General features: G+C 52.9%; 15 protein-coding genes and 2 tRNA genes. 8 read left to right on the forward strand and 9 right to left on the reverse strand.

Annotated elements, in window-relative coordinates:
- Positions 1 to 2 precede the first annotated feature (2 nt).
- Positions 3 to 2,225 carry a T9SS type B sorting domain-containing protein gene (locus BLR09_RS15135; protein WP_176785564.1) on the reverse strand — a complete coding sequence of 741 codons (2,223 nt, stop codon included), beginning with the start codon at positions 2,223 to 2,225 and terminating at the stop codon, positions 3 to 5.
- Positions 2,226 to 2,347: 122 nt separating this feature from the next.
- On the opposite strand from BLR09_RS15135, the gene rlmD reads away from it, so the two are divergent.
- Both rlmD and BLR09_RS15145 read left to right on the forward strand, forming a co-directional pair.
- Positions 2,348 to 3,763, forward strand: a complete 1,416-nt coding sequence (rlmD, locus tag BLR09_RS15140; protein ID WP_093203874.1) for a 23S rRNA (uracil(1939)-C(5))-methyltransferase RlmD — start codon at positions 2,348 to 2,350, stop codon at positions 3,761 to 3,763.
- Between the two features lie 56 nt (positions 3,764 to 3,819).
- Positions 3,820 to 4,488, forward strand: coding sequence for an acyltransferase (locus tag BLR09_RS15145; protein WP_143011111.1), 669 nt, complete (start codon positions 3,820 to 3,822; stop codon positions 4,486 to 4,488).
- Between the two features lie 38 nt (positions 4,489 to 4,526).
- On the opposite strand, the gene dnaB is transcribed toward BLR09_RS15145, so the two are convergent.
- On the reverse strand, positions 4,527 to 6,134 hold the full coding sequence (gene dnaB / locus BLR09_RS15150; protein ID WP_093204272.1) for a replicative DNA helicase: 1,608 nt from the start codon (positions 6,132 to 6,134) through the stop codon (positions 4,527 to 4,529).
- Between the two features lie 202 nt (positions 6,135 to 6,336).
- Here dnaB and BLR09_RS15155 point away from each other — a divergent pair, with 202 nt between their 5' ends.
- The 4 genes from BLR09_RS15155 (at position 6,337) to elbB (ending at position 11,564) form a co-directional block, all read left to right on the forward strand.
- On the forward strand, positions 6,337 to 7,305 hold the full coding sequence (locus BLR09_RS15155) for a PhoH family protein (protein WP_093203879.1): 969 nt from the start codon (positions 6,337 to 6,339) through the stop codon (positions 7,303 to 7,305).
- Entirely contained in the window at positions 7,268 to 8,611 is a 1,344-nt protein-coding gene (locus BLR09_RS15160; protein WP_093203881.1) for a M43 family zinc metalloprotease, read from the forward strand. Before BLR09_RS15155 ends, BLR09_RS15160 begins: the two co-directional genes overlap by 38 nt.
- Before the next feature lie 212 nt (positions 8,612 to 8,823).
- On the forward strand, positions 8,824 to 10,854 hold the full coding sequence (locus BLR09_RS15165) for a ComEC/Rec2 family competence protein (RefSeq protein WP_143011112.1): 2,031 nt from the start codon (positions 8,824 to 8,826) through the stop codon (positions 10,852 to 10,854).
- Positions 10,855 to 10,883: 29 nt separating this feature from the next.
- Complete coding sequence (gene elbB / locus BLR09_RS15170) at positions 10,884 to 11,564, forward strand: isoprenoid biosynthesis glyoxalase ElbB (protein ID WP_093204275.1); 681 nt, start codon at positions 10,884 to 10,886, stop codon at positions 11,562 to 11,564.
- A gap of 37 nt (positions 11,565 to 11,601) precedes the next feature.
- Here elbB and BLR09_RS15175 read toward each other — a convergent pair whose 3' ends face one another.
- The 6 genes from BLR09_RS15175 to BLR09_RS15200 form a co-directional block, all read right to left on the reverse strand.
- On the reverse strand, positions 11,602 to 11,982 hold the full coding sequence (locus BLR09_RS15175; RefSeq protein ID WP_093203886.1) for a DUF3127 domain-containing protein: 381 nt from the start codon (positions 11,980 to 11,982) through the stop codon (positions 11,602 to 11,604).
- Between the two features lie 201 nt (positions 11,983 to 12,183).
- Positions 12,184 to 12,267 (reverse strand) — tRNA-Leu (locus tag BLR09_RS15180).
- Positions 12,268 to 12,560: 293 nt separating this feature from the next.
- Positions 12,561 to 12,644, reverse strand: a tRNA-Leu gene (locus tag BLR09_RS15185).
- A 155-nt stretch (positions 12,645 to 12,799) separates the two neighbouring features.
- The gene (locus BLR09_RS15190) at positions 12,800 to 14,365 is read right to left on the reverse strand and encodes a glycosyl hydrolase family 28-related protein (RefSeq protein WP_093203889.1); all 1,566 of its coding nucleotides are present in this window, start codon (positions 14,363 to 14,365) and stop codon (positions 12,800 to 12,802) included.
- Between the two features lie 132 nt (positions 14,366 to 14,497).
- Positions 14,498 to 15,517: a T9SS type A sorting domain-containing protein gene (locus BLR09_RS15195; protein WP_093203891.1), complete on the reverse strand. Its 1,020-nt coding sequence runs from the start codon at positions 15,515 to 15,517 to the stop codon at positions 14,498 to 14,500.
- 1 nt (position 15,518) lies between these two features.
- The gene (locus tag BLR09_RS15200; RefSeq protein WP_093203894.1) at positions 15,519 to 16,202 is read right to left on the reverse strand and encodes a BclA C-terminal domain-containing protein; all 684 of its coding nucleotides are present in this window, start codon (positions 16,200 to 16,202) and stop codon (positions 15,519 to 15,521) included.
- Positions 16,203 to 16,973: 771 nt separating this feature from the next.
- Between BLR09_RS15200 and BLR09_RS15205 the strand changes: the two genes are divergently transcribed.
- On the forward strand, positions 16,974 to 17,966 hold the full coding sequence (locus BLR09_RS15205) for a phosphotransferase enzyme family protein (protein WP_143011113.1): 993 nt from the start codon (positions 16,974 to 16,976) through the stop codon (positions 17,964 to 17,966).
- Positions 17,967 to 18,000: 34 nt separating this feature from the next.
- Here BLR09_RS15205 and BLR09_RS15210 read toward each other — a convergent pair whose 3' ends face one another.
- Complete coding sequence (locus tag BLR09_RS15210) at positions 18,001 to 18,615, reverse strand: deoxynucleoside kinase (RefSeq protein WP_093203899.1); 615 nt, start codon at positions 18,613 to 18,615, stop codon at positions 18,001 to 18,003.
- A 179-nt stretch (positions 18,616 to 18,794) separates the two neighbouring features.
- Here BLR09_RS15210 and trhO point away from each other — a divergent pair, with 179 nt between their 5' ends.
- Positions 18,795 to 19,769, forward strand: coding sequence for an oxygen-dependent tRNA uridine(34) hydroxylase TrhO (trhO, locus tag BLR09_RS15215; protein ID WP_093203902.1), 975 nt, complete (start codon positions 18,795 to 18,797; stop codon positions 19,767 to 19,769).
- Positions 19,770 to 19,783: the final 14 nt, after the last annotated feature.

The raw sequence follows: 19,783 nt of genomic DNA on the forward strand, positions 1-19,783 counted from the left end.
AGCTACCTCAGTATACTCACCACGCCTTTAAATTGCTGTTTCGTATAGCGGATGACGTAGTAATACTGACCTGTCGACAGGTTCTCTCCTCCCCACCTGAACGTCCGCTTGGTATCCCTGTATACCTGCTTGCCCCAGCGGTTGAAGATTTCGACATACTCAAATTGCTGTATGCAGTTATCCTTTGGGAGATCGTCCACGTAGAAGAAATCGTTTTTTCCGTCATTATTTGGCGTAATGACGTTCGGAGGAAGGAAGGCATAGTCCGTTACCCGGTCCCGTATCGTCAGCTCCACCGAAACGGTATCAAAGCGGTTCGGGTTACAAGAATTGTCTTCCGTAACAAAATCAACAGTAAAGGTTTTTTCCGGAAGCCCTTCCAGCAGATCGCATGAGGGTATCCACTCAAACGGTCCGGAAACACGACCCGTACCTGACAAATCCGACCATTGCATCCCGGCTGAGCCCAGCGAAAACCCACGCCCGGCGCTTTTCACCGTAAGCGGATCGCTGTCCGGGTCAACCCCGGCTACGTCAAAGCGAATCGGTTCGCCGGTGGTTCCTTCCAATACAACGGTAGCTTTATTTCCAGGCAATGTCGTGGATACGGAAGGAGGCTGACTCGGTCGACCGGTAGCCTTCAACGATACACTGACAGAATCCGTCAGATTACGGCCACATCTCAGATCAATAACATAGAAATCAACAATATAGGGTTGATCCCGCACAGCGGCGCAGGGCGGGTTCCAGGTAAAGGGAGATTGTGCCTTTCCATAGCCTTTTCCTCCCGGAAAGGTCATTCCGACGCTGGCGAGAGAAAAGCCCCGTCCCCGAGCCTCCAGCCGGATGCTGTCGGGATCGAGGTCCAGGCCGTCCACCCGGAAAGCAACCGGCGTGCCAAAGGGGACAGTTGTCTGGTTTCCGGGAAGCGTCGTCGATACCGTTGGCTTCTGATTAGGTCGCGGTTCGACTAGTACGCTGACCGTCAGCGTATCCTGTTGCGGCAGCGGACAGCTTTCGTCGCTCGCAATCACCTGAAACTGAACAGGTCGGCCGTCGGCACTCTCTGCGCATTCACCCAGGCATATCTGCGCGGAGGCAGTATCTTTGCCTGTGTTGATGACGACCTCCGAAGGCGCCAGCGTAAACGTCAACGGATTGGGAATCAGTGCGCGAACCTTCAGCGAAAGCCGCGAGCGGGGATCTTTGTCAGTGAAATACAGGTTCAGGCAGCGCTTCTCTCCCGCTTTCATGCGGATGATTTCCCCCTGCCGGTAGTACTGCGTTTTGCCGTCTTCCCGCGCCATGACCACCGGCGGGTTTCCGGCGGGGCAATCAATAACTTTTAACTGAAAGTCACGACGGACAACACCGATCCGCTTTCCGCTGCGGAACTCCTCGATCATAACCGAAAAAACATAAAGCCCTAACTGAGACGCTGTCACGGAGAGCTTTCCCGATCGCGGGTCGATCGCCAGCGGCGGATTACCGGGAATAGCCAGTGCAGCCGAATATCCGCCACCCCAGGTAACAGCCGGATAGCTGGAACTCGGCGACGCAAGCGGCCGGGGCGTACCCGGTGTACTGAAACCGTTCAGGGGCGTCACAAGGGAGTACCGGAGGCTGTCTCCGTCCGGATCCGTCGCACTGAAATCAAAGGTAAACGGCCGGTTCAGGCAGATGTAGTCGCCTTTGACGACGGTAAACTGAGGCGATGAATTATTGAAAATCCGGTTGTTCTGAAACAACGGAGGGATTTCGAGGTAAAACACCGTTCCGGCATCCTGTGGCCGGACAATATTGCTGATTACATTGTTCCGGCAGCAGCGCTCCCAGACGATGTAATAACCCTGCGCGTCGTCAAACGCCTGGTGGCGAAAAATAACATCGGAACTGTACCGGATCAGGCGCGTACGCAGCGACGCCCCGGCGCTGGCACAGAGGGGATTTGAGTACGGAATGATCTGGTCAAAAATGCGGGGCATTTCCAGGTCCCCCATCCGGGCGTTGTCCCGCTTCCGGAAAATGGAAATGACGACCGTCGGATCGTCTGCACCGACGTTACCGTTGATGTCGTCAAAATACAGGTTCAGGGTAATGCGGTGGGTGGCTCCGTTCGTGGCATTTTTCAGCTCCTCCATCTGAATCTCCCCTCCCACAATGTGGGTTCCGCGGGTCAGAAAGGGCAACAAACAAAGTATCGTAAACAGGTAGAGTTTTTTCATAAGCAGGGCCGGACCTGCCGGCAAATCCATTCTCAAGTTCCAGTTTCCCGGGGAAAACATCAAGGCACTCCGGCCGAAATAGTCGGGAGCGCCCGGAAATTGTCTAATTTTGCGGCCAAATCATGAGAAAGAAACAACAGAAACCTCCCGTCATACTCGAAAATCTGCGGGTGGAAGATTTTGCTGCCGAAGGAAAATGCCTCGCCCGCCACGAGGGACAGGTCGTTTTTATTGAAGGCGAAGTGGCTCCCGGTGATGTAGTCGATGTTCGCATATTCAAGACCAAGTCCAATTTCAAGGAAGGAAGAGCCGTTGCGGTTCACTCGTTTTCGCCGTTGCGGCAGACGCCTGCCTGCCAGCATTTTGGCACGTGCGGCGGCTGTAAATGGCAGCACGTTCAATATGAAACCCAGCTCGATTTCAAGACCCGTCAGGTAACTGATTCGTTGGAACGGATCGGGAAAGTTTCCCACCCGGGTATACGTCCGATTATCGGTTCCTCCAGACAGTACGAATACCGGAATAAGCTGGAATTTACGTACTCGGCCAACCGCTGGTACACCGACCAGGAAATAGCTTCCGGAGATACGCTCAATCGACGCGCAGCCGGTTTCCACGTACCAAAGCGCTTTGACCGCATCCTGGATATTCAGCACTGCCACCTGCAGCCGGAGCCGTCGAATGCTATCCGCCTCGCCGTCAAGCAGTTCGGAGAATCGCGCGGGTGGTCGTTTTACGATTTCATTCAACATGGCGGTTTCCTCCGGAACGTGGTTATCCGGACATCCTCCACCGGCCAGGTAATGGTCATTGTGCAATTCGGGGAATCGCAGCCGGAGGAGATTCAGGCGTTGATGGACTACCTGCAGGAGAATTTCCCGGCGATTACGTCCCTCCATTACGTCGTCAATACCAAACTGAACGATACCTTTCAGGATCAGGAAATTATCCACGTTGGCGGCACACCGTTTATCGAAGAACGGATGGAAAACCTGACGTTCCGGGTAGGCCCGAAGTCGTTTTACCAGACCAACTCCGATCAGGCCTATGTTCTCTACCAACTGGCCCGGGAATATGCGCAACTGACCGGCACCGAGCTCGTATACGATCTTTACACCGGCACCGGCACAATTGCCAACTTCGTGGCCCATCAGGCCGCTAGGGTCGTCGGAATCGAATATGTCGAGGCTTCGGTAGCGGATGCGCGTGTAAACTCGGAAATCAACGGCGTTGAGAATACGTCGTTCTTTGCGGGAGACATGAAAAAGCTCCTGACGGCGTCTTTTTTTGAAATACACGGCAAGCCGGATGTCATCATTACTGACCCTCCGCGGGCGGGTATGGACCCGGATGTGGTCGAAGCTATTCTCGGCGCCGCGCCGCAGCGGATTGTTTATGTCAGCTGTAATCCGGCTACGCAGGCGCGTGATGTAGCCGCTCTGGCTGCACTTTACGACGTAAAAGCAGTGCAACCCGTCGATATGTTTCCGCATACGCACCACGTCGAAAACGTCATGTGGCTGGAAAAGCGGGCATAACGATAACCAATTCGCAAAAAACAGGATATGTAAAAAATATCCTGTTTTTTGATTATATGCGCCGCTTCTTCCATCATCTAACCCGACTCAACTATTCCACGCTCCGGTTCAACTTCCGGTATTTTCCATTCCGGCAGGCCATCCGGTTCCCCGTGCTTGTGTCCCGCCATGTCCTTTTGAAAGACCTCGGCGGACAGGTCCGCCTGGAAGGGGATCTCTTCTTTGGCAAGGTGCAAATCGGGTATGGTGACATTGGTATTTTCGACGCCCGCTATTCGAGGAGTATCTGGCAGGTAGGGGGTACCGTTGTTTTCAAAGGTGCTGCGGCGCTGGGGCATGGCACCCGGTTGTCTGTAGGACCAGACGGCGTCGTTACATTCGGAGCCAACTTCGCGATCAGCGCAGAGTCCGCAATAGTTTGCCATAAGAAAGTGACATTCGGCGACGACTGCCTTCTGTCCTGGGAAAATCTCATTCTCGATACCGATATGCACCCGATCCGCGACGCCGCTCACCGGATCATCAACGAACCTGCTGACGTGACCGTCGGCGACAAAACCTGGATCGGATGCAGGTGCACGATACTCAAAGGTTCTGTGATCCCGCCGGGCTCGGTCATTGCAGCCGGAACGATTGTTTCGCGGCCGCTCGACGGAGAGAATGCCGTCTATGGCTCTGGTACCGCCCGAAAAATCCGGGAGGGAATTCACTGGGACCCATTCTAAAAAGAAAGGCCTTTGGAAATCTCCAAAGGCCTTTCTTTTTAGAATGGGACGTCGCCCATTCCGGTAGAGAAGCTGCCAAAATCGCCCGGAGGCGCCTGGGTTTGCTGATTAACTTTGCTGCCAAAAGTCCGGGCGCCGCCCTGATTCTCGAACGACCCGATAAACTCGCCGCTGCCTTGATTGGAGAAGCGCGGTCCTTCGTTCATGGCAGAGAAATCTCCGCCGGCGAGATCGGCAAATTTGGTAAACTTATTGATGAACCGGAGCTGCACGGTTTCGGTTGAACCGGAACGGTTTTTACCGATGATAACTTCGCCGACGCCCGTCGTCGGCTGGCCGTTTTCATCCTGCGTAATGCCGTAGTACTCGGGCCGGTACAAAAACATAACCATATCCGCATCCTGCTCGATAGAGCCGGATTCCCGGAGATCGGAAAGTTGAGGCTTCTTCTCTCCACCCCGCGTTTCGACCGCGCGGCTGAGCTGTGACAGGGCAATCACCGGCACATTCAATTCTTTCGCCAGGTTCTTAAGCGCCCGCGAAATAGACGCAATTTCCTGCTCGCGGTTGCCTCCGCCTTTGCTGCTGTCTCCCTGCATCAGCTGGAGATAATCGATAACAATCAGCTGAATATCATGCTGTTGCTTCAGACGACGGCATTTGGCCCGCAATTCCAGAATCGAAAGCGCAGGGGTATCGTCGATAAAAATCGGCGCGGACGTCAGTTTGCTGATCCGCGCGTGCAACTGAGCCCATTCATGGTTGGCCAGGCTTCCTTTCTTGATTTTCTCACTTTCGATCTCCGCTTCCGCCGAAATAAGACGGTTCACCAACTGAACCGAGGACATTTCAAGCGAGAAGATGGCAACGCCCTGATTCCAGTCTACTGCCGCATTCCGGCACGCGGAAAGGATAAAGGCCGTCTTTCCCATTGCCGGACGGGCCGCAATGATGACCAGTTCGGACTTCTGCCAGCCGCCCGTCACCCGGTCCAGCGCGGTAAAACCCGACGCTACGCCGGTCAGACCGTCCTGCAGGTGCTTCTTCGCTTCGAGTTCTTCGAGCGCCTGCTTGACGACCGCATTCATGTCCGAAAAATTCTTCCGGATATTGGATTCGGAGATCTTGAAAAGGTCCTGTTCGGCCTTGTCCAGCAGCTGGAACACGTCCGTGGTATCTTCGTAAGCCAGTTTAAGAACCTCGTTGGAAGAGGTAATCAGGTCCCGCTTGATCGAGTTTTCGGCAATCTTCCGGGCATAGGCCTCTACGTTGGCAGCTGAGCTGATCCGGCTGGTCAATTCAGCCAGGTAAGCCGCTCCGCCCGCAAATTCGAGGGTACCGTCGTTCCGGAGCCGCTGGGTTACCGTCAGCAGGTCAACCGGCTCCGAATTATTGAAGAGAGACAGGACAGACGTAAAAATCTTCTGGTGGGCCTCCCGGTAAAAGCTCTCGGGTTTCAGAATATCCACAACAGCCGTCAGCGCATCCCGCTCCAGCATCACGGCGCCGAGCACCGCCTCTTCCAGCTCAATGGCCTGGGGAGGAATCTTGCCCAGACCGGTATCAAGCCACCGATTCCCGTTCGGCACATACCCCGCCGAAGCGGCTGACTTTCTAGTAGTTGCTTGTCGTCTGTTGTCTTCCATATACACAATGATACGCAAAAAGAGGGGCGAATTTACTGCCTGCGGGAGCATTTTTTTGCCCTTCGGAAGAAACATTTTCACCATCGGCGCTAATGTGTTCAGCATGAGCAGATCACGAAAAAATAATCTGTTCCGGGGACTAAAAAGACAGAATAATGGTTAATTTGGTCAAAAGAAGTATCCACAAAACCTCCTCAACAGTTTGATCGAAAAGACCATCACGCTGGAAGACGTCTCACTTGTTGATTTCCTGGGCGTCGAAAATACCACCATCCGGGAGCTGTCCTCGGCCTTCCCGATGAGCAAAATCATCTCGCGCGGCAACGAGATCACCATTCGCGGAACCTCTTCTGAAATCAGCCGCATCACCGACATTCTGGAGTCTCTTCGTCATCATTATCAACGTTTTGGGAAAGTAACCGCCGACAACGTACGCTCGTATCTCGGGCTGACCGTCGACGAGACGCCCACGGCGCTTCCGCCGGAAGACGATGACGTATTTCTCTATGGAAACAAGGGTGTCGTGATCCGGATGAAGACGGCCAACCAGAAAGCCATGGTGGATGCCGTTGCCAAACACGATATCGTCTTTGCCGTCGGCCCAGCCGGTACCGGAAAGACGTATACCGCCGTTGCCATTGCTGTCAAGGCGCTTAAAAACAAAGAAGTCAAGAAAATCATCATCACCCGGCCGGCCGTGGAAGCCGGCGAAAACCTCGGTTTCCTTCCCGGAGACCTGAAGGAAAAAATCGATCCGTACCTCCGGCCGATTTACGATGCGCTGGATGACATGATTCCGGCTGAAAAGCTGAAACTCTACATCGAAAACCGCACCATCGAAATCGCTCCCCTCGCCTACATGCGCGGACGGACGCTCAACAATGCGTTCATCCTGCTCGACGAAGCGCAGAACACGACGACGATGCAGTTGAAGATGTTTCTGACGCGGATGGGGCCGAATTCCAAGACGATTATCACCGGCGATAAAACGCAGGTTGACCTGCCCACGAAAATGAAATCCGGCCTGAGCGAAGCCCTCGAAATCCTCCGCGACGTGGATGAAATCGGGTTTGTCCAGCTCGACGGTCGCGACGTCGTACGGCACAAGCTCGTGCGTCTGATTATTGAAGCCTATGAAAAGGCCGAATATGCCCATGAAATACGGAGATAAGCGCCTCCTTAGCGCCTGCATGAAGCCGCTGGTCAGCGGCTTTTTGCTTTTGAGCTCAATCGCAGTATCCGCGCAGCAACTGCGCGACTGCGCAGTTGGCGATGTTTATCGCCAGATGGTCCTGAAAAACAAGACGTTCGGAGTCGCCAGGCAGGCATTCGAAGATTCCGTACAGGCAAAAATCCGGCAGATGGATGCGCAGGGCGGACGTACGGGCAGCGGGATTCTCCGTATTCCGGTCGTCGTGCACGTCATTCACAACAACCGGGATTCACTCGTTTTCGGCGGAAAAGGCAATGCCAATATCTCCGTTGCCCAGATTGAGTCCCAAATCCGGATTCTCAACGAAGACTACCGCAAAAAAGAAGGTACCCGGGGATACAATACCAATCCGGTAGGGGTCGACATGGAAATCGAGTTTTACCTCGCAACCCAGGATCCGAACGGAAACCCTACGTCCGGTATCCTCCGCCGGTACAATGCCAAAGCGGCATACAACATCAATTCCGACCTCGAACAGATCAGTGCGCTGAGTTACTGGCCGTCTGACCGGTACCTTAACATGTGGATCGTTCCGGAATTATCCGGTTTCCTCGGCTATGCGCAGTTTGCCGCGGCCAACTACGAAGGTCTCCAAATGTATTACGAGCAGTTTCCAAAAACGGACGGCGTCTTTCTTGGTCACGCATACGTAGGCGATACCGGTGACCTGGCCGATCAGACCTATGCTTACGGCAGAACCGCTACCCACGAAATCGGGCATTGGCTGGGTCTGATTCATACCTGGGGCGATGATTACTGCGGTACCGATTATTGCAATGATACACCGCCGACCGAATCTGCCAACCGGACGCGGTACTGCAACGACACGTATTCGACCTGTGTCAGCGGACAGCGCACTAAAAATATGATTGAAAACTACCTCGATTACTCGCCAGACGCCTGTATGAACATTTTTACAGCCGATCAGAAGAAGCGTGTACGGGCAGTACTCGAAGTTTCTACCCGCCGCCAGAAGCTGATTGCCGGTAGCAATACCCTGTCGGATACCGATCATCTCGTTGTGTCGGTTTATCCGAATCCTGTTAGTAGTCAGCTGATTGCGTTTGATGCCACGTTCAAGGGAATTCAAAACCTCCAGTTTTCGCTGACGAACACGGCCGGGCATGTGCTGTATTCGGACAACCGCAGCTCGCAGCCGAGCAACCGGTTTTTCCTTCCTGTAAAAGGACTTACCCAGGGCGTTTACCTGCTGCAAGTACAAACGCCGACTGAGAAAAAGGTCACCCGGGTATATATCCGGTAGGTTTCCTTTACTGCGTGTTTCTCCGATCCCGCTTCCAAAATAAGAAGCGGGATTTTTTTGTAAGCGGTCGAAGTCATGCTGCATTTGATCCGGATGCGGTTTCAGGGGAACAGTTTTCCGTTGAAAACGCGCTCGTCTATTCCGTATCCCTATTTTTAGTCTTTTCCGCGGCTGCCGACCGCCCGATATTCGGATCGTTTTCCAACCTGAAGATGAACTGGTTATCGTTTCCATTCGTACGGTATACGTCGGCGCTGATGTCGGGCATTCTCGTCGCCCGACTGCTGCCTGCGGCATCCTTGACCCTTCTCGGCTTCTCATGGTTGCTGCTTGCCATCGGGTATATCTGCCTGCATCGGCGTAGGCCGGGCTGGCTTGGGCTGTCATTTCTCCTTGTTTCAGGATGTCTGACGGTTTTCCTGCACAATCCTGCCACGAAATCCGACTGGATCGGCCGGAAACCCGTTCGCGGTTACGTGGCCGTCGTTACCAGTGCTCCGGAAAAACGGGCCACGGTTCACAGGACGTTTGTCCGGGTTACGCAACTGCATTTGGGTTCCTGCTGGCAATCCGGTTCGGGCGTGGTCCTCTGTTACCTGGAAGGAGGCGAAAAACTCCGGTATGGCGACCAGTTATTGATCACCGGCACGCCTGACCTTATTCCGCCCCCGCAAAACCCCGGGGAATTTGACTACAGGGCATACCAATCCCTTTCCGGCGTTTTTCACCAGCAATACCTCCGCGAAGGCAGTTATCGGCTCGCTGGCCATTCGCCTCCTTCCCGGCTTATGGCCCGGGCGATAGAAGTCAGTCTGTTGGCCGCGGAACTACTGGACAACGCTTTCCTGTCGCGGGAAGACGCGACCGTCGCTACAGCAATGCTGATCGGCTTACGGGCAGATATTGACCCGGAGCTGCTTCAGGCTTACTCTTCGGCCGGCGCGATTCATGCGCTGTCGGTCTCAGGGATGCACGTAGGAATACTGTTTCTGGTGGTCGGACGGATACTGGGATTTCTGAAAAACCGGGGCAACACGGGAAGATGGCTTTTTGCAGGCCTGGCGCTGGCTCTGGTCTGGGGGTATGCGCTGCTTACCGGGCTGTCGACGCCGGTTGTTCGCTCCGCCCTGATGCTCAGCCTGCTTGTTACAGCGGATACCTTCCGGCTGGATGCTAATCCGTTGAATACTCTTGCCTTTTCGGCCTTTGTGACATTGCTTGTCCAACCGCTGGCGTTGTTTCAAATGAGCTTTCAGCTGTCGTATCTTTCGGTAGGTGGCTTGATTGTGATATACCCGGTCCTTCGCTGGCTGTGGCGACCGGAAAATCCTTTGTTGCTTGAGGTTTGGGAAATGAGTTGTGGTGCCGTTGCTGCCCAAGCGGTGACATTCCCGCTGGCGGTGTATTATTTTCACCAGTTTCCTACCTATTTCCTGTTAGCCAATCCCTTTGTATTGAGCCTTTCAGCAGGTGGGCTGATTTTCGGCCTGGGCTACCTCGCGTTCGCCTGGATACCTGTTTTGGAGGACTTCCTCAGCTATTGTCTTCAGTTGTTTTTCGGTGGATTGAACGGTCTCATCCGGCTGGCAGACCGGCTTCCGGGCGCCCGATGGACCGGATTATCTCTCCTTCTTTCGGAGTACTTTCTCATTTCCTCGGTCATCGTCTTCCTACTGCTTCTGCTTACCCGCCGGAAACGGGCGCTGTTTTGGCCGGCGTTACTTGCAGCGGCTTTTTTCCTCTGTCAAAAATTATTCGCCTATCAGCAGCATCGTCACCAGGAAATACTGATCATTCATCACTCCCGAAAACAGGGCGTAATCAGTGTGATAAGGGGAAGAACGCAGTATCTCTGGATGCCCCGGGCCCCGGGCGCGGCGGTCTTGTCGCGATCGGTTCTCTGCCTGCAACCGGCGTGGGGTATTGTCCGCACCGATTCGGTTTCCGGCATCCGGTCGATTCCCGGCGGACAGGCAGGCGTAGTTTCCGGGCGCATCGTGGTCTGGCTATCGCATTATACGCTTGGCCGGATTCGCTTTCCATATCCGGTAGACTACCTCGTTTTCAGCCACAATGCCCGTCGCTATCCGGACAAGGCGCTGCTCGCTTCGGTGGTGAATGTATACATCTTCGACGCCACAAATTCGCCGGCTACTGTCGAGCGATGGCGAAGGGCGCTGCTACCGCTCGGAAAACGCTGCGTTGACATCCGACGGCAGGGAGCTTTTGTATCTGCCTGGTGATCGGCTATTTTGCGGGAAAAACCAATACTATGAAGCGAATCGGAATCATCCTCCACGGGTGCGGCGTTTTTGACGGCACGGAAATCCAGGAGGCCACGATGGCCATGCTTGCCATCCGGGAAGCGGAAGCCGAATACCGGTGTTATGCGCCTGACCGGCCGCAACACCACGTGATCAACCACGCAAACGGGCAGGAAATGCCGGAAACCCGTAATATCCTGGTAGAATCAGCCCGGATTTCGAGAGGACAAATTGAGGACATCCGTCACCTGAATCTGGATGACTTAGATGGCTTGCTGATTCCGGGAGGTTTCGGCGCAGCGAAAAACCTTTCGACCTGGGCCTTCGACGGCCCTGCCGCAACTGTATTACCGGAGGTTCGGGAGATATTGATCGCTGCCGTTGAAAAGGGTATTCCTATTGCCGCACTCTGCGTGAGTCCGGTCGTGCTGGCCAAAGCCTTTGAAGGTACAGACTGGCATGCGCGGCTGACGCTCGGAACGACAGCGGCCGCGTCCCCTTACGACATCGCCGGCTTTCACGCCGGTATCGGACAAGTCGGTGCGCACCCTGCTGAAGCGACGATTGAAGAGATTGTGGTCGACCAGGACCTGAAAATTGTGACCGCTCCCTGCTACATGATGGAGACGGATATACTCGGCATACGAAATAATGCGAAGCTGGCGGTCGAGAGACTACTTGCTTTTTAAACGTGAAAGGGTGAGCAGTCGCTCACCCTTTCTGTTATCAGAACGGCAGATCGTCTGTACCGCCGTCAGACGGCATGAGAGACGAAGGCGGAATGTCTCCGAACGGATCTCCGCCGCCGCTGTTGCCTAGAAAACCGTTTTTGTCAACCAGTTCCACTTTCCACGCGCGCGCCTCGGTGTACCAGCGTCCATTGTACTCCCGTGATTCGAGGTTAAAGGAAACCTTGATTTTATCTCCCGGTGCAAACTGCTTCAGATCTGCCAGCTTGTCACCCCAGAGCGAAAAGTTCACCTTCTTCGGATACTGGTCTTCGGTTTCGATGACGAAATCCTGTTTCGCCCAGGAGTTACCGGTCTTGCTGGTACCACCTACTTCCGGGAGGACCACGTGAAGCACGCCTTCAATTTCTAATGCCATTGGTTGATTCTGCTAATTTCTTTTTCGACTAATCGGCACTGCCGCTGGCAGCAACCGGAAACACTGCAAGTTACTGAATCGGGCGCAGTCGAGGGATTCCCCTGCCGGGCTTCTTTTCAAAAAAAGCCGCAGGTACCTCTCCTATTTATCACGTCCGGCAAGAAAAAAGCCCGCTCAGCTTAGACTGAACGGGCTTGACCGTGACGTTGGGGAGACTCGAACTCCCATGCCAGAACCGGCACTACCCCCTCAAAGTAGCGTGTCTACCAATTTCACCACAACGCCGTTTTTGAGATCGTGGTGCAAAAGTAGGCTTTTTGAGAGGCGAAAGCAAGTCTTGCCAGGGCGGCTGCTCCCCCTGCGAACACACCCTTGCTCCGGAAGTCCTGCTACTCAGGCATTCACGGCGTTAAAAAAATGTGAATTTTTTATAAAAAGTACGGTTCAGACAGCGGAGCGGGAGAAAACACGCATGTCATCGCAGCAAAACGCGGCAAGGAATCAGGTACAACAAAACCTGCTATCGAAATCCGCATAAGAAAAAAGCCCGCTCAGTTTACACCGAACGGGCTTGACCGTGACGTTGGGGAGACTCGAACTCCCATGCCGGAACCGGCACTACCCCCTCAAAGTAGCGTGTCTACCAATTCCACCACAACGCCGTTTTTGAGAATGTGGTGCAAAAGTATACTTTTTCGAAGGGGAAGGCAAGTATTAGCTTGGATTTTTTAGAAGAAAAAACTCCCGTTTCGGCTGAAGAACTGATTATCAATATACTCAAGTAAGCAAAAACGAAATGTGCATGAATTGAGCGGTGCTAGTTAATCTGCCATCGGACCTCGACTGCCTTGTCTGTTATGTTTTTCAACCAGATTTTCTTGGTCGCGGTCTCGCCATAGTACGCCAGCGGCCTGGCTACAGCGGCATCAATACGCACTTCCGCGCCGAATTTAGGCCCTCCTTCCAACACAAAAGGGCGTTGCTGGTACGTCATTTGTCCAAAATTACCTACCATACTTGATACAGTAGAAAAGGTCCCGGCAAGTGGGCGATCGTAGCAAGGAACTAAATTTGTCGGCACTGCGACAGAGTCGCCGGGCGCTATTGTCACAGGCGCAGCAGAAACGTAGGACCCTTCGGTAATCGAATGCCTCACGGCTTTGACGTTTTGCCAGGCCACATTAGAATAATTGAATCTCCGGTATGCAAAATTAAGGTGCTCTGCATTCGTCAAAAAGTGACAGTTTTCAAAGAATATGCTATCCGATGGCATATTCTCAGTCGTATTGAGCCCCTTGTCAAAGGAACTGTTCCGTATAGTTAATCTTTTCATGTAGTTAATAGAAAGCGATTTGCTGCCTGTTGTTCCCATAACAACTGCGTTTTCTATTCCCACATTCTGGCTAATCTTCTTCGTCGTATCGTCACCAAACACTATTCCGTAAACACCAGGCTGCTCGATAAAAATATCCGAGAGTGTAACATTTTTTACAGCATTGATTTCAATCGCATTGTTGTTGGTGAGCTTGGTCCGGACATTGCGTATCAGGCCTCTGTCACCCTCCGTGACGGTGATTCCAATAGACGCAGGATGCGTAAGATTGACAAATCTCACCCCGTCGGCGACGTAGTCCGTACACTTATAAAAATGAATCCCAAAACCGAAACTATCTGTCATGGACACATCCTGAACTCGCACATCTGAACAATTGACAAATCCGCCAAAATAAGTATAGACCGAGTTCACCACATTCATACCGCAATTTTTTGCGTGGCAGTTTTCAACCCGTACCTTATCGATATCGTAAAAATTGATCAGTTCGCGGTAGCAATTGATAAAGTTAATTCCTCTGATTGTCACGTTTTTCCAACCGGTCAGCCAAATCGCTCCCGCCTGGGCTGCCGGGTTGTGATTATTTGCCATATTCCCATCGATTGTTCCATTCTGAATGGTCACATTTTCATAGGCAGGAGGTGTTGATTGCCGGTTGATCACCGGCGCATTGATATTATCTTTTAACACGAGCGTTGATCCGTTCAGATCCATATAGGTATTCGACACGGGCGCGATCTGACCGATACGATACGTTTTTCCTGCCTGGAAAAGTAACGGAATTTTTGAGGCGCCACAGGCATCAATAGCCCGCTGTATCGCCTGTGTATCATCCGTTACCCCATCTCCAACAGCTCCGAAATCCTGAACGGTACGGTAATTATCCAGCTTTTTTCCAAGGTCGAGCGGTATGCTGTAGCTGCCGCCTGACGTGTATTTCACGGTATTATCGGGCTGGACAATCGCACTGGGCGTCTGAGCGAATGCTGAAAATGGAAGCAACGCAATTCCGCAAAACCGGAGCAGGCCGGCAAAAGAAAGAGATTTCATTTAAAAACGTTTAGGTTGTGACGCTACAATATACTTTCATTTGTCAATTTTTAGCTTATATACCTACTTTTCCATCCATCCATAAAAAAGCACCCGAAGAATCTCCGGGTGCCTCATTCAATAAAAAGACTATTACTTCTGCAGCGAAATCCGAACCGATTCGGAAATGTCACCGCTATTCACTCTCAAAAGGTAGAGGCCGGAACGAAGGCCGGAGGGAATCGTCAAAGGCTGCTCTGCTCCTACTGCTTCGATCGACTCGGTACTGAGCCGGCGACCGGTTACGGGGTCCAGCCAGTCTACTTTGAGCGACCGCGGGCGGCCATCCGGCAGGAGAAGCGACAACCGCGACGTCACCGGATTGGGATATGCTACCACTTTCAGGCTGTGATTGGGCGAGTCGAAGACAACGGACTTGATCCCGTAATCTTTCACTGTTCCGTCAAAATCGACCTGCCTGAGGCGGTAATAGGTCACAGTCGGTTCAGGGCTGTCGTCTACCAGCTGGTATTTCTGACGGCTGGAGACGGTTCCCCTGCCGTCGACCGTCGCCAGACGCGTAAACCGAACCGCATCAGGAGAGCGGTCAATTTCGAATCCTTTGTTGTTCCGCTCAGAGGCAGTTTCCCACTCGATCTTCACTTTATGTCCGTCCGGACGCACGGAGAAGCTAAGCAGCGAAACCGGCAAGGCAGAGGCCGAAGCGGCCGCCGTCACCTGCTGGAGCGTCGTCGGAGAAGCCAGCGTCTGGCTTACGAAATTCGACGAGGCATTCGCCGGAGACGTATTCACGAAGCCGATCTGGCCTGTCGTGGAATTATACGAAAGCGTCAGCTCCGGTTCAGTATTGCCGTTCAGTTCAGAATTAGCGTAGAAAAAACCGATAACGCCGGAGTAGCTGATCGGCGCGCCGAACTGGTACACCCGCGCGACGCTGCCCTTCGGCACACCCGGTATGGCCGCGCGGCTGATGGCGATTGAGTTGTTTACGATGGTCAGATCGGCATTCGGCGTCATCACCAGACTATCTACAAAAACCGTAGTGCCGCTTTTGATGAAAAACCCTTCGCCTCCAACGACAAACTGGGCGCTGGCTGCCTGAATACCCAGCAATAGCGCACCGTTCAAAAAGAGATGTTTCTTCGTGGTCATATCAGTCAACTTTTTGAATCACCAACGAAGAACTGCCTGCGAGCGTCGCAACGCCCAATAATCCGTAAAACTCGACGCTAATGGTCGATCCCGCACTGAGATTCGTAATAAAGTCGCCGATAAACTGGCTTGTACTCAACAAAGGACTGTTTACAGACTGATTCGCCTGGGTTCCGTTGATCACGACACGGCTGCTCATCAACAGACCAATCGTCGTTGCCGCCCGGTAGGTAATCCGGTAGCGGCCGGCCGTCGCGACCGTGAAGACCGTATTAGATCCATTTACCGTAATACCTGACCCGAGGTTCTGGTCGCTGGGAAAGGGAATGGCAGTACCGCCCAGCACAACGACTATATTGGCGCCGGTAGAATTTCCGGCATATCCTGCATTGGATCCCGGCGTCGGAACAACCGGAATATCATCGGCAGTCGCGAGTCTGACCCATTTCGTTCCTGTATAATAATAGAAACCCTTTTCTGCATCTTTCTGGTACAGCAGCAGGCTTTCTGCCGGTCCGGCGGGGAGATCTTCCGCAGACACGCGGGGAAGCAGCACGCCCTTATTCGGAGAGGCTACTTCCAATTGCGCACTGGCGTGAGGCGTAGTGGTACCGACACCCGTCTGGGCAAAGGCAGTACCTGATACGGTGGCGGCGAGAATCAGGGAACAGTAAAGACGTTTCATAAAATGGACAGTTGTATGGAACAATGCCGGAATACACCGGTGTGGGTTAACGGGCCTGAAAACCAGGCCCTGTTTATCGTTAAAAACTCAGAACGGCGATAATTATACGCAGTACAGGCCACTACTCCTCCATTCGAACGAAGGAGAAAGAAACAGGTAGTCAAAACGCGACCTTGCGGGAAATGAGATAACAAAAGGCAAGACGGCGGTGTGGTAGCGGCAAAAGTATACGCCCGACGCCGGAATTCCCAAAAAAAGTAAAGTAATTATAACAATAACTATACAATTGTTTGCTCCGGCGGATTCCTGGCTTTTTTCCGGCTGCCACGAACAACCCATTCCCAATTGGACTTTTCCAATTAAGCAAGCTTTTTACCCTTTCATCTTTTTCCGTTAAAGAGTTTTTAATATTTATAAAAAGCCGTATCTTTGCTTTCAACATGAGAGAACAATTCTCTCACGTGGGTTGGATAAAAGACATTCCCCCGCCTCTTTGAGGTCGGGGAATTTTTTTTATGCAGATAATTGCTTCTCTTTTCTGGTTTTCCGGCGTTTTTCAGGGCATCTGAGTAACGAAAACCGCGAAAAGGCTACATTCGCTCCGGATCACCGAAAACGGACTTTACAGATCAATTTCCGGTATACTTTGCCCTAAAGTGTCGGACCTACACGACCCCTTCTCCGGAATTACCTGTTGCTACATGATTTTTTTTCGGAATATCAAGGGATTTTTGCATACTTCCCCCACGCTTAAAATTGGACTATACCGGCATGATCCTTTTTCCAACCCAGTACTCTACCCTGTCTTCTTCTGCCCTGGCCCGGTTTATCGCTGAGCAGTATGGCATGGCGCCGCTGAACTGCCGGTTGCTGCTTCGAAACGTCAGTGATACCTATGAACTGACCGACCCCGCCGGCGTCCGCTCTATTTTCAAGGTGTACCGGACCGATCACCGCTCATACGCTGAAATTGAGGAAGAGGTAACGTTGCTCGTCCGCCTCCGCGCATATGGCCTGTCGGTTTCGGCACCCCTGCCTGACCGGTCGGGCGCCTTTATTCAGGCTTTCCAGGCAGCGGAAGGCGTCCGCCACGGCGTGCTCTTTACGTATGCAGCGGGCGAAAATGTATATGATCTGAGTGATGCGCAGTTACGCGCGCTGGGTCGGGAAATGGCTGGCTTTCATGCTGTTCCGGCTCCGGAAAGCACCTGTCGGCTGGCGTATACGGAAGAAACGACGCTCTTCGGCCCACTGGAGCGCATAAAACCCGCTTTCGAAGGGTATGAAGAAGGGTATACCTACCTTTCCGAAACCGCAGCCGCCGTCTCGGAAAGGCTACGGCGATGGAATACGGCACAGTTTTCCTTCGGGTACTGTCAGTTCGACTTTCTGCCGAAGAACTTTCACTTCGCCGGCGATACCGTTACATTTTTTGATTTTGATTTCGCGGGAAAAGGTTTTCAGGTACTGGACCTTACGACCTTCTTTGTATACTTTTTCTTCCACGAAGCACATGGTAAAATCACTCGGGAAGAAGGCGATCGCCAGTTTACCGTGTTTCTCAATGCATACCGGGAAGTCCGGCCGCTGACCGACGAAGAAATAGCCGCGATCCCATATCTGTTTCCGATGTTCTGGCTTTTCTACCTGGGTTTTCAATACGACAACCGGGGAGATTGTACCCATAGCCTCTTCAACGCCCGTTTTCTGCGCGACCGGGTGGAGGCTGTCAAGCGGTTTCGGGCGATGTACTGGAACGAATAAAGAAAGGAGGCTGCACAGCCTCCTTTTTCGTGTATCAGGCACCGTAAAGCAGCGCCCGGTCTACCTCCGATACTACAAAGGTGAAATCGGCCGGCTTATTGGCGAAATCCAGGGAATTGACGTCTATGACCAGCAGGTTTCCGTCTTTATACCCCTCGATGAACTCGGAGTAGTGATCATTGAGAGCCTGAAGATAGTCGTGGCTGATGTTTTGCTCGAAGTCCCTGCCGCGCTTTTCGATCTGTGCGGTAAGCTTGGGCAGATCGGCTTTCAGATAGATCATCAGGTCGGGCGGCTTGACAACGCTCATCATCGTCTGAAACAGGGAAAAGTAGGTATCGTAGTCTACTTTGCTCATATAACCCGACTGATACAGGTTCCGGGCGAAGATATACGCGTCTTCGTAAATCGTCCGGTCCTGAATAATACGACGGGTAGACTGCATAATCTGCCTGGCCTGGTCGAAACGGCTCCGGAGAAAATAAATCTGGAGGTGAAACGCCCACCGTTCCATATCTCCATAGAAATCAGCCAGATAAGGGTTATTTTCAACCGCTTCATAAAACACCTCCCACCCGAAGTGGTCGGCCAGCATCCGGGCCAGGGTTGTCTTTCCAGCACCGATATTGCCGGTCACTGCAATGTGCATAGTACCTCGTTTTTTCGTCTGTGATCGAAGGGAATACGGGACAGATCCGCGTTTTCCGGCACCAAACCTACGGGTTCTTCCCCGGACTTCCGGCGTCCTCCCGCCCTTCTCCCTGAAAAAAGAGTTACCTTTGCGGTCCATAAAGATCCACTTTACAGGTGGTTTCCCTTATTCATCCAATGAAAGAGTACCGCATTCTGCTTTATTACATCTACACGCCCATTGAAGACACCGTGGCGTACCGCGATGAACATCACCGCTTTTGCATCGACAACCGCCTGATGGGGCGGGTAATTGTTTCGGCGGAAGGATTGAACGGTACAGTGTCAGGGCTGGCGGAAGATTGCGAACGTTACATGCAGTGGCTGCATGCCGACGAGCGCTTCCGCGCTATTCAGTTCAAGGTCGAGGAGCACGACGGCCATGCGTTTCACAAATTGCATGTCCGGATCAAGGAGGAAATCGTGAACTCCGACCTCCCCGTTGACCCCCGCAGGGAAACGGGTATTCACCTCGAACCGGCTGAATTCCGGTCGATGCTCCAGGATCCCGACGTGGTACTGGTCGATATGCGCTCCAATTACGAACACAACGTCGGCAAGTTCCGCGGGGCGATCACCTTCGACATGGAGAACCTGCGCGAACTGCCGCAGCACGTCGCCGAAATCGAACACCTCAAGGAATCAGGCAAGAAAATCGTCACCTATTGTACCGGAGGCATCAAGTGCGAAAAAGCATCGGCTTACCTGTTACAACAGGGTTTCAAGGATGTTTACCAGCTGCATGGCGGCATCATCCGGTACGGGCTCGAAGAAGGCGGCGAGAATTTTGACGGAGAATGCTATGTATTTGACGGCCGGGTAACGACCTCCGTCAATACGGTAAACCCGCAGGTCATTTCAACCTGCTATGTATGTGGCACTTCCACCAGCCGGATGGTCAACTGCGCCAACCCGGAGTGCAACGAGCACGTGACGATCTGCGAGGATTGCGGGTGGAAGATGGAAGGATGCTGCAGCGAAGAATGCCGGACCAATCCGAAAAAACGGCCGTATGACGGAACAGGGTACTACCCGAAGATTACGGCAGACTATTCGGCCGAACTGGGTTTCCGTAACGCCAAAGGCAGTTTCGGTACGCTCCGGCCGGCATAACAAGGGAGGCTCAG

Source organism: Siphonobacter aquaeclarae, from assembly GCF_900103285.1.
GTDB lineage: Bacteria > Bacteroidota > Bacteroidia > Cytophagales > Spirosomataceae > Siphonobacter > Siphonobacter aquaeclarae.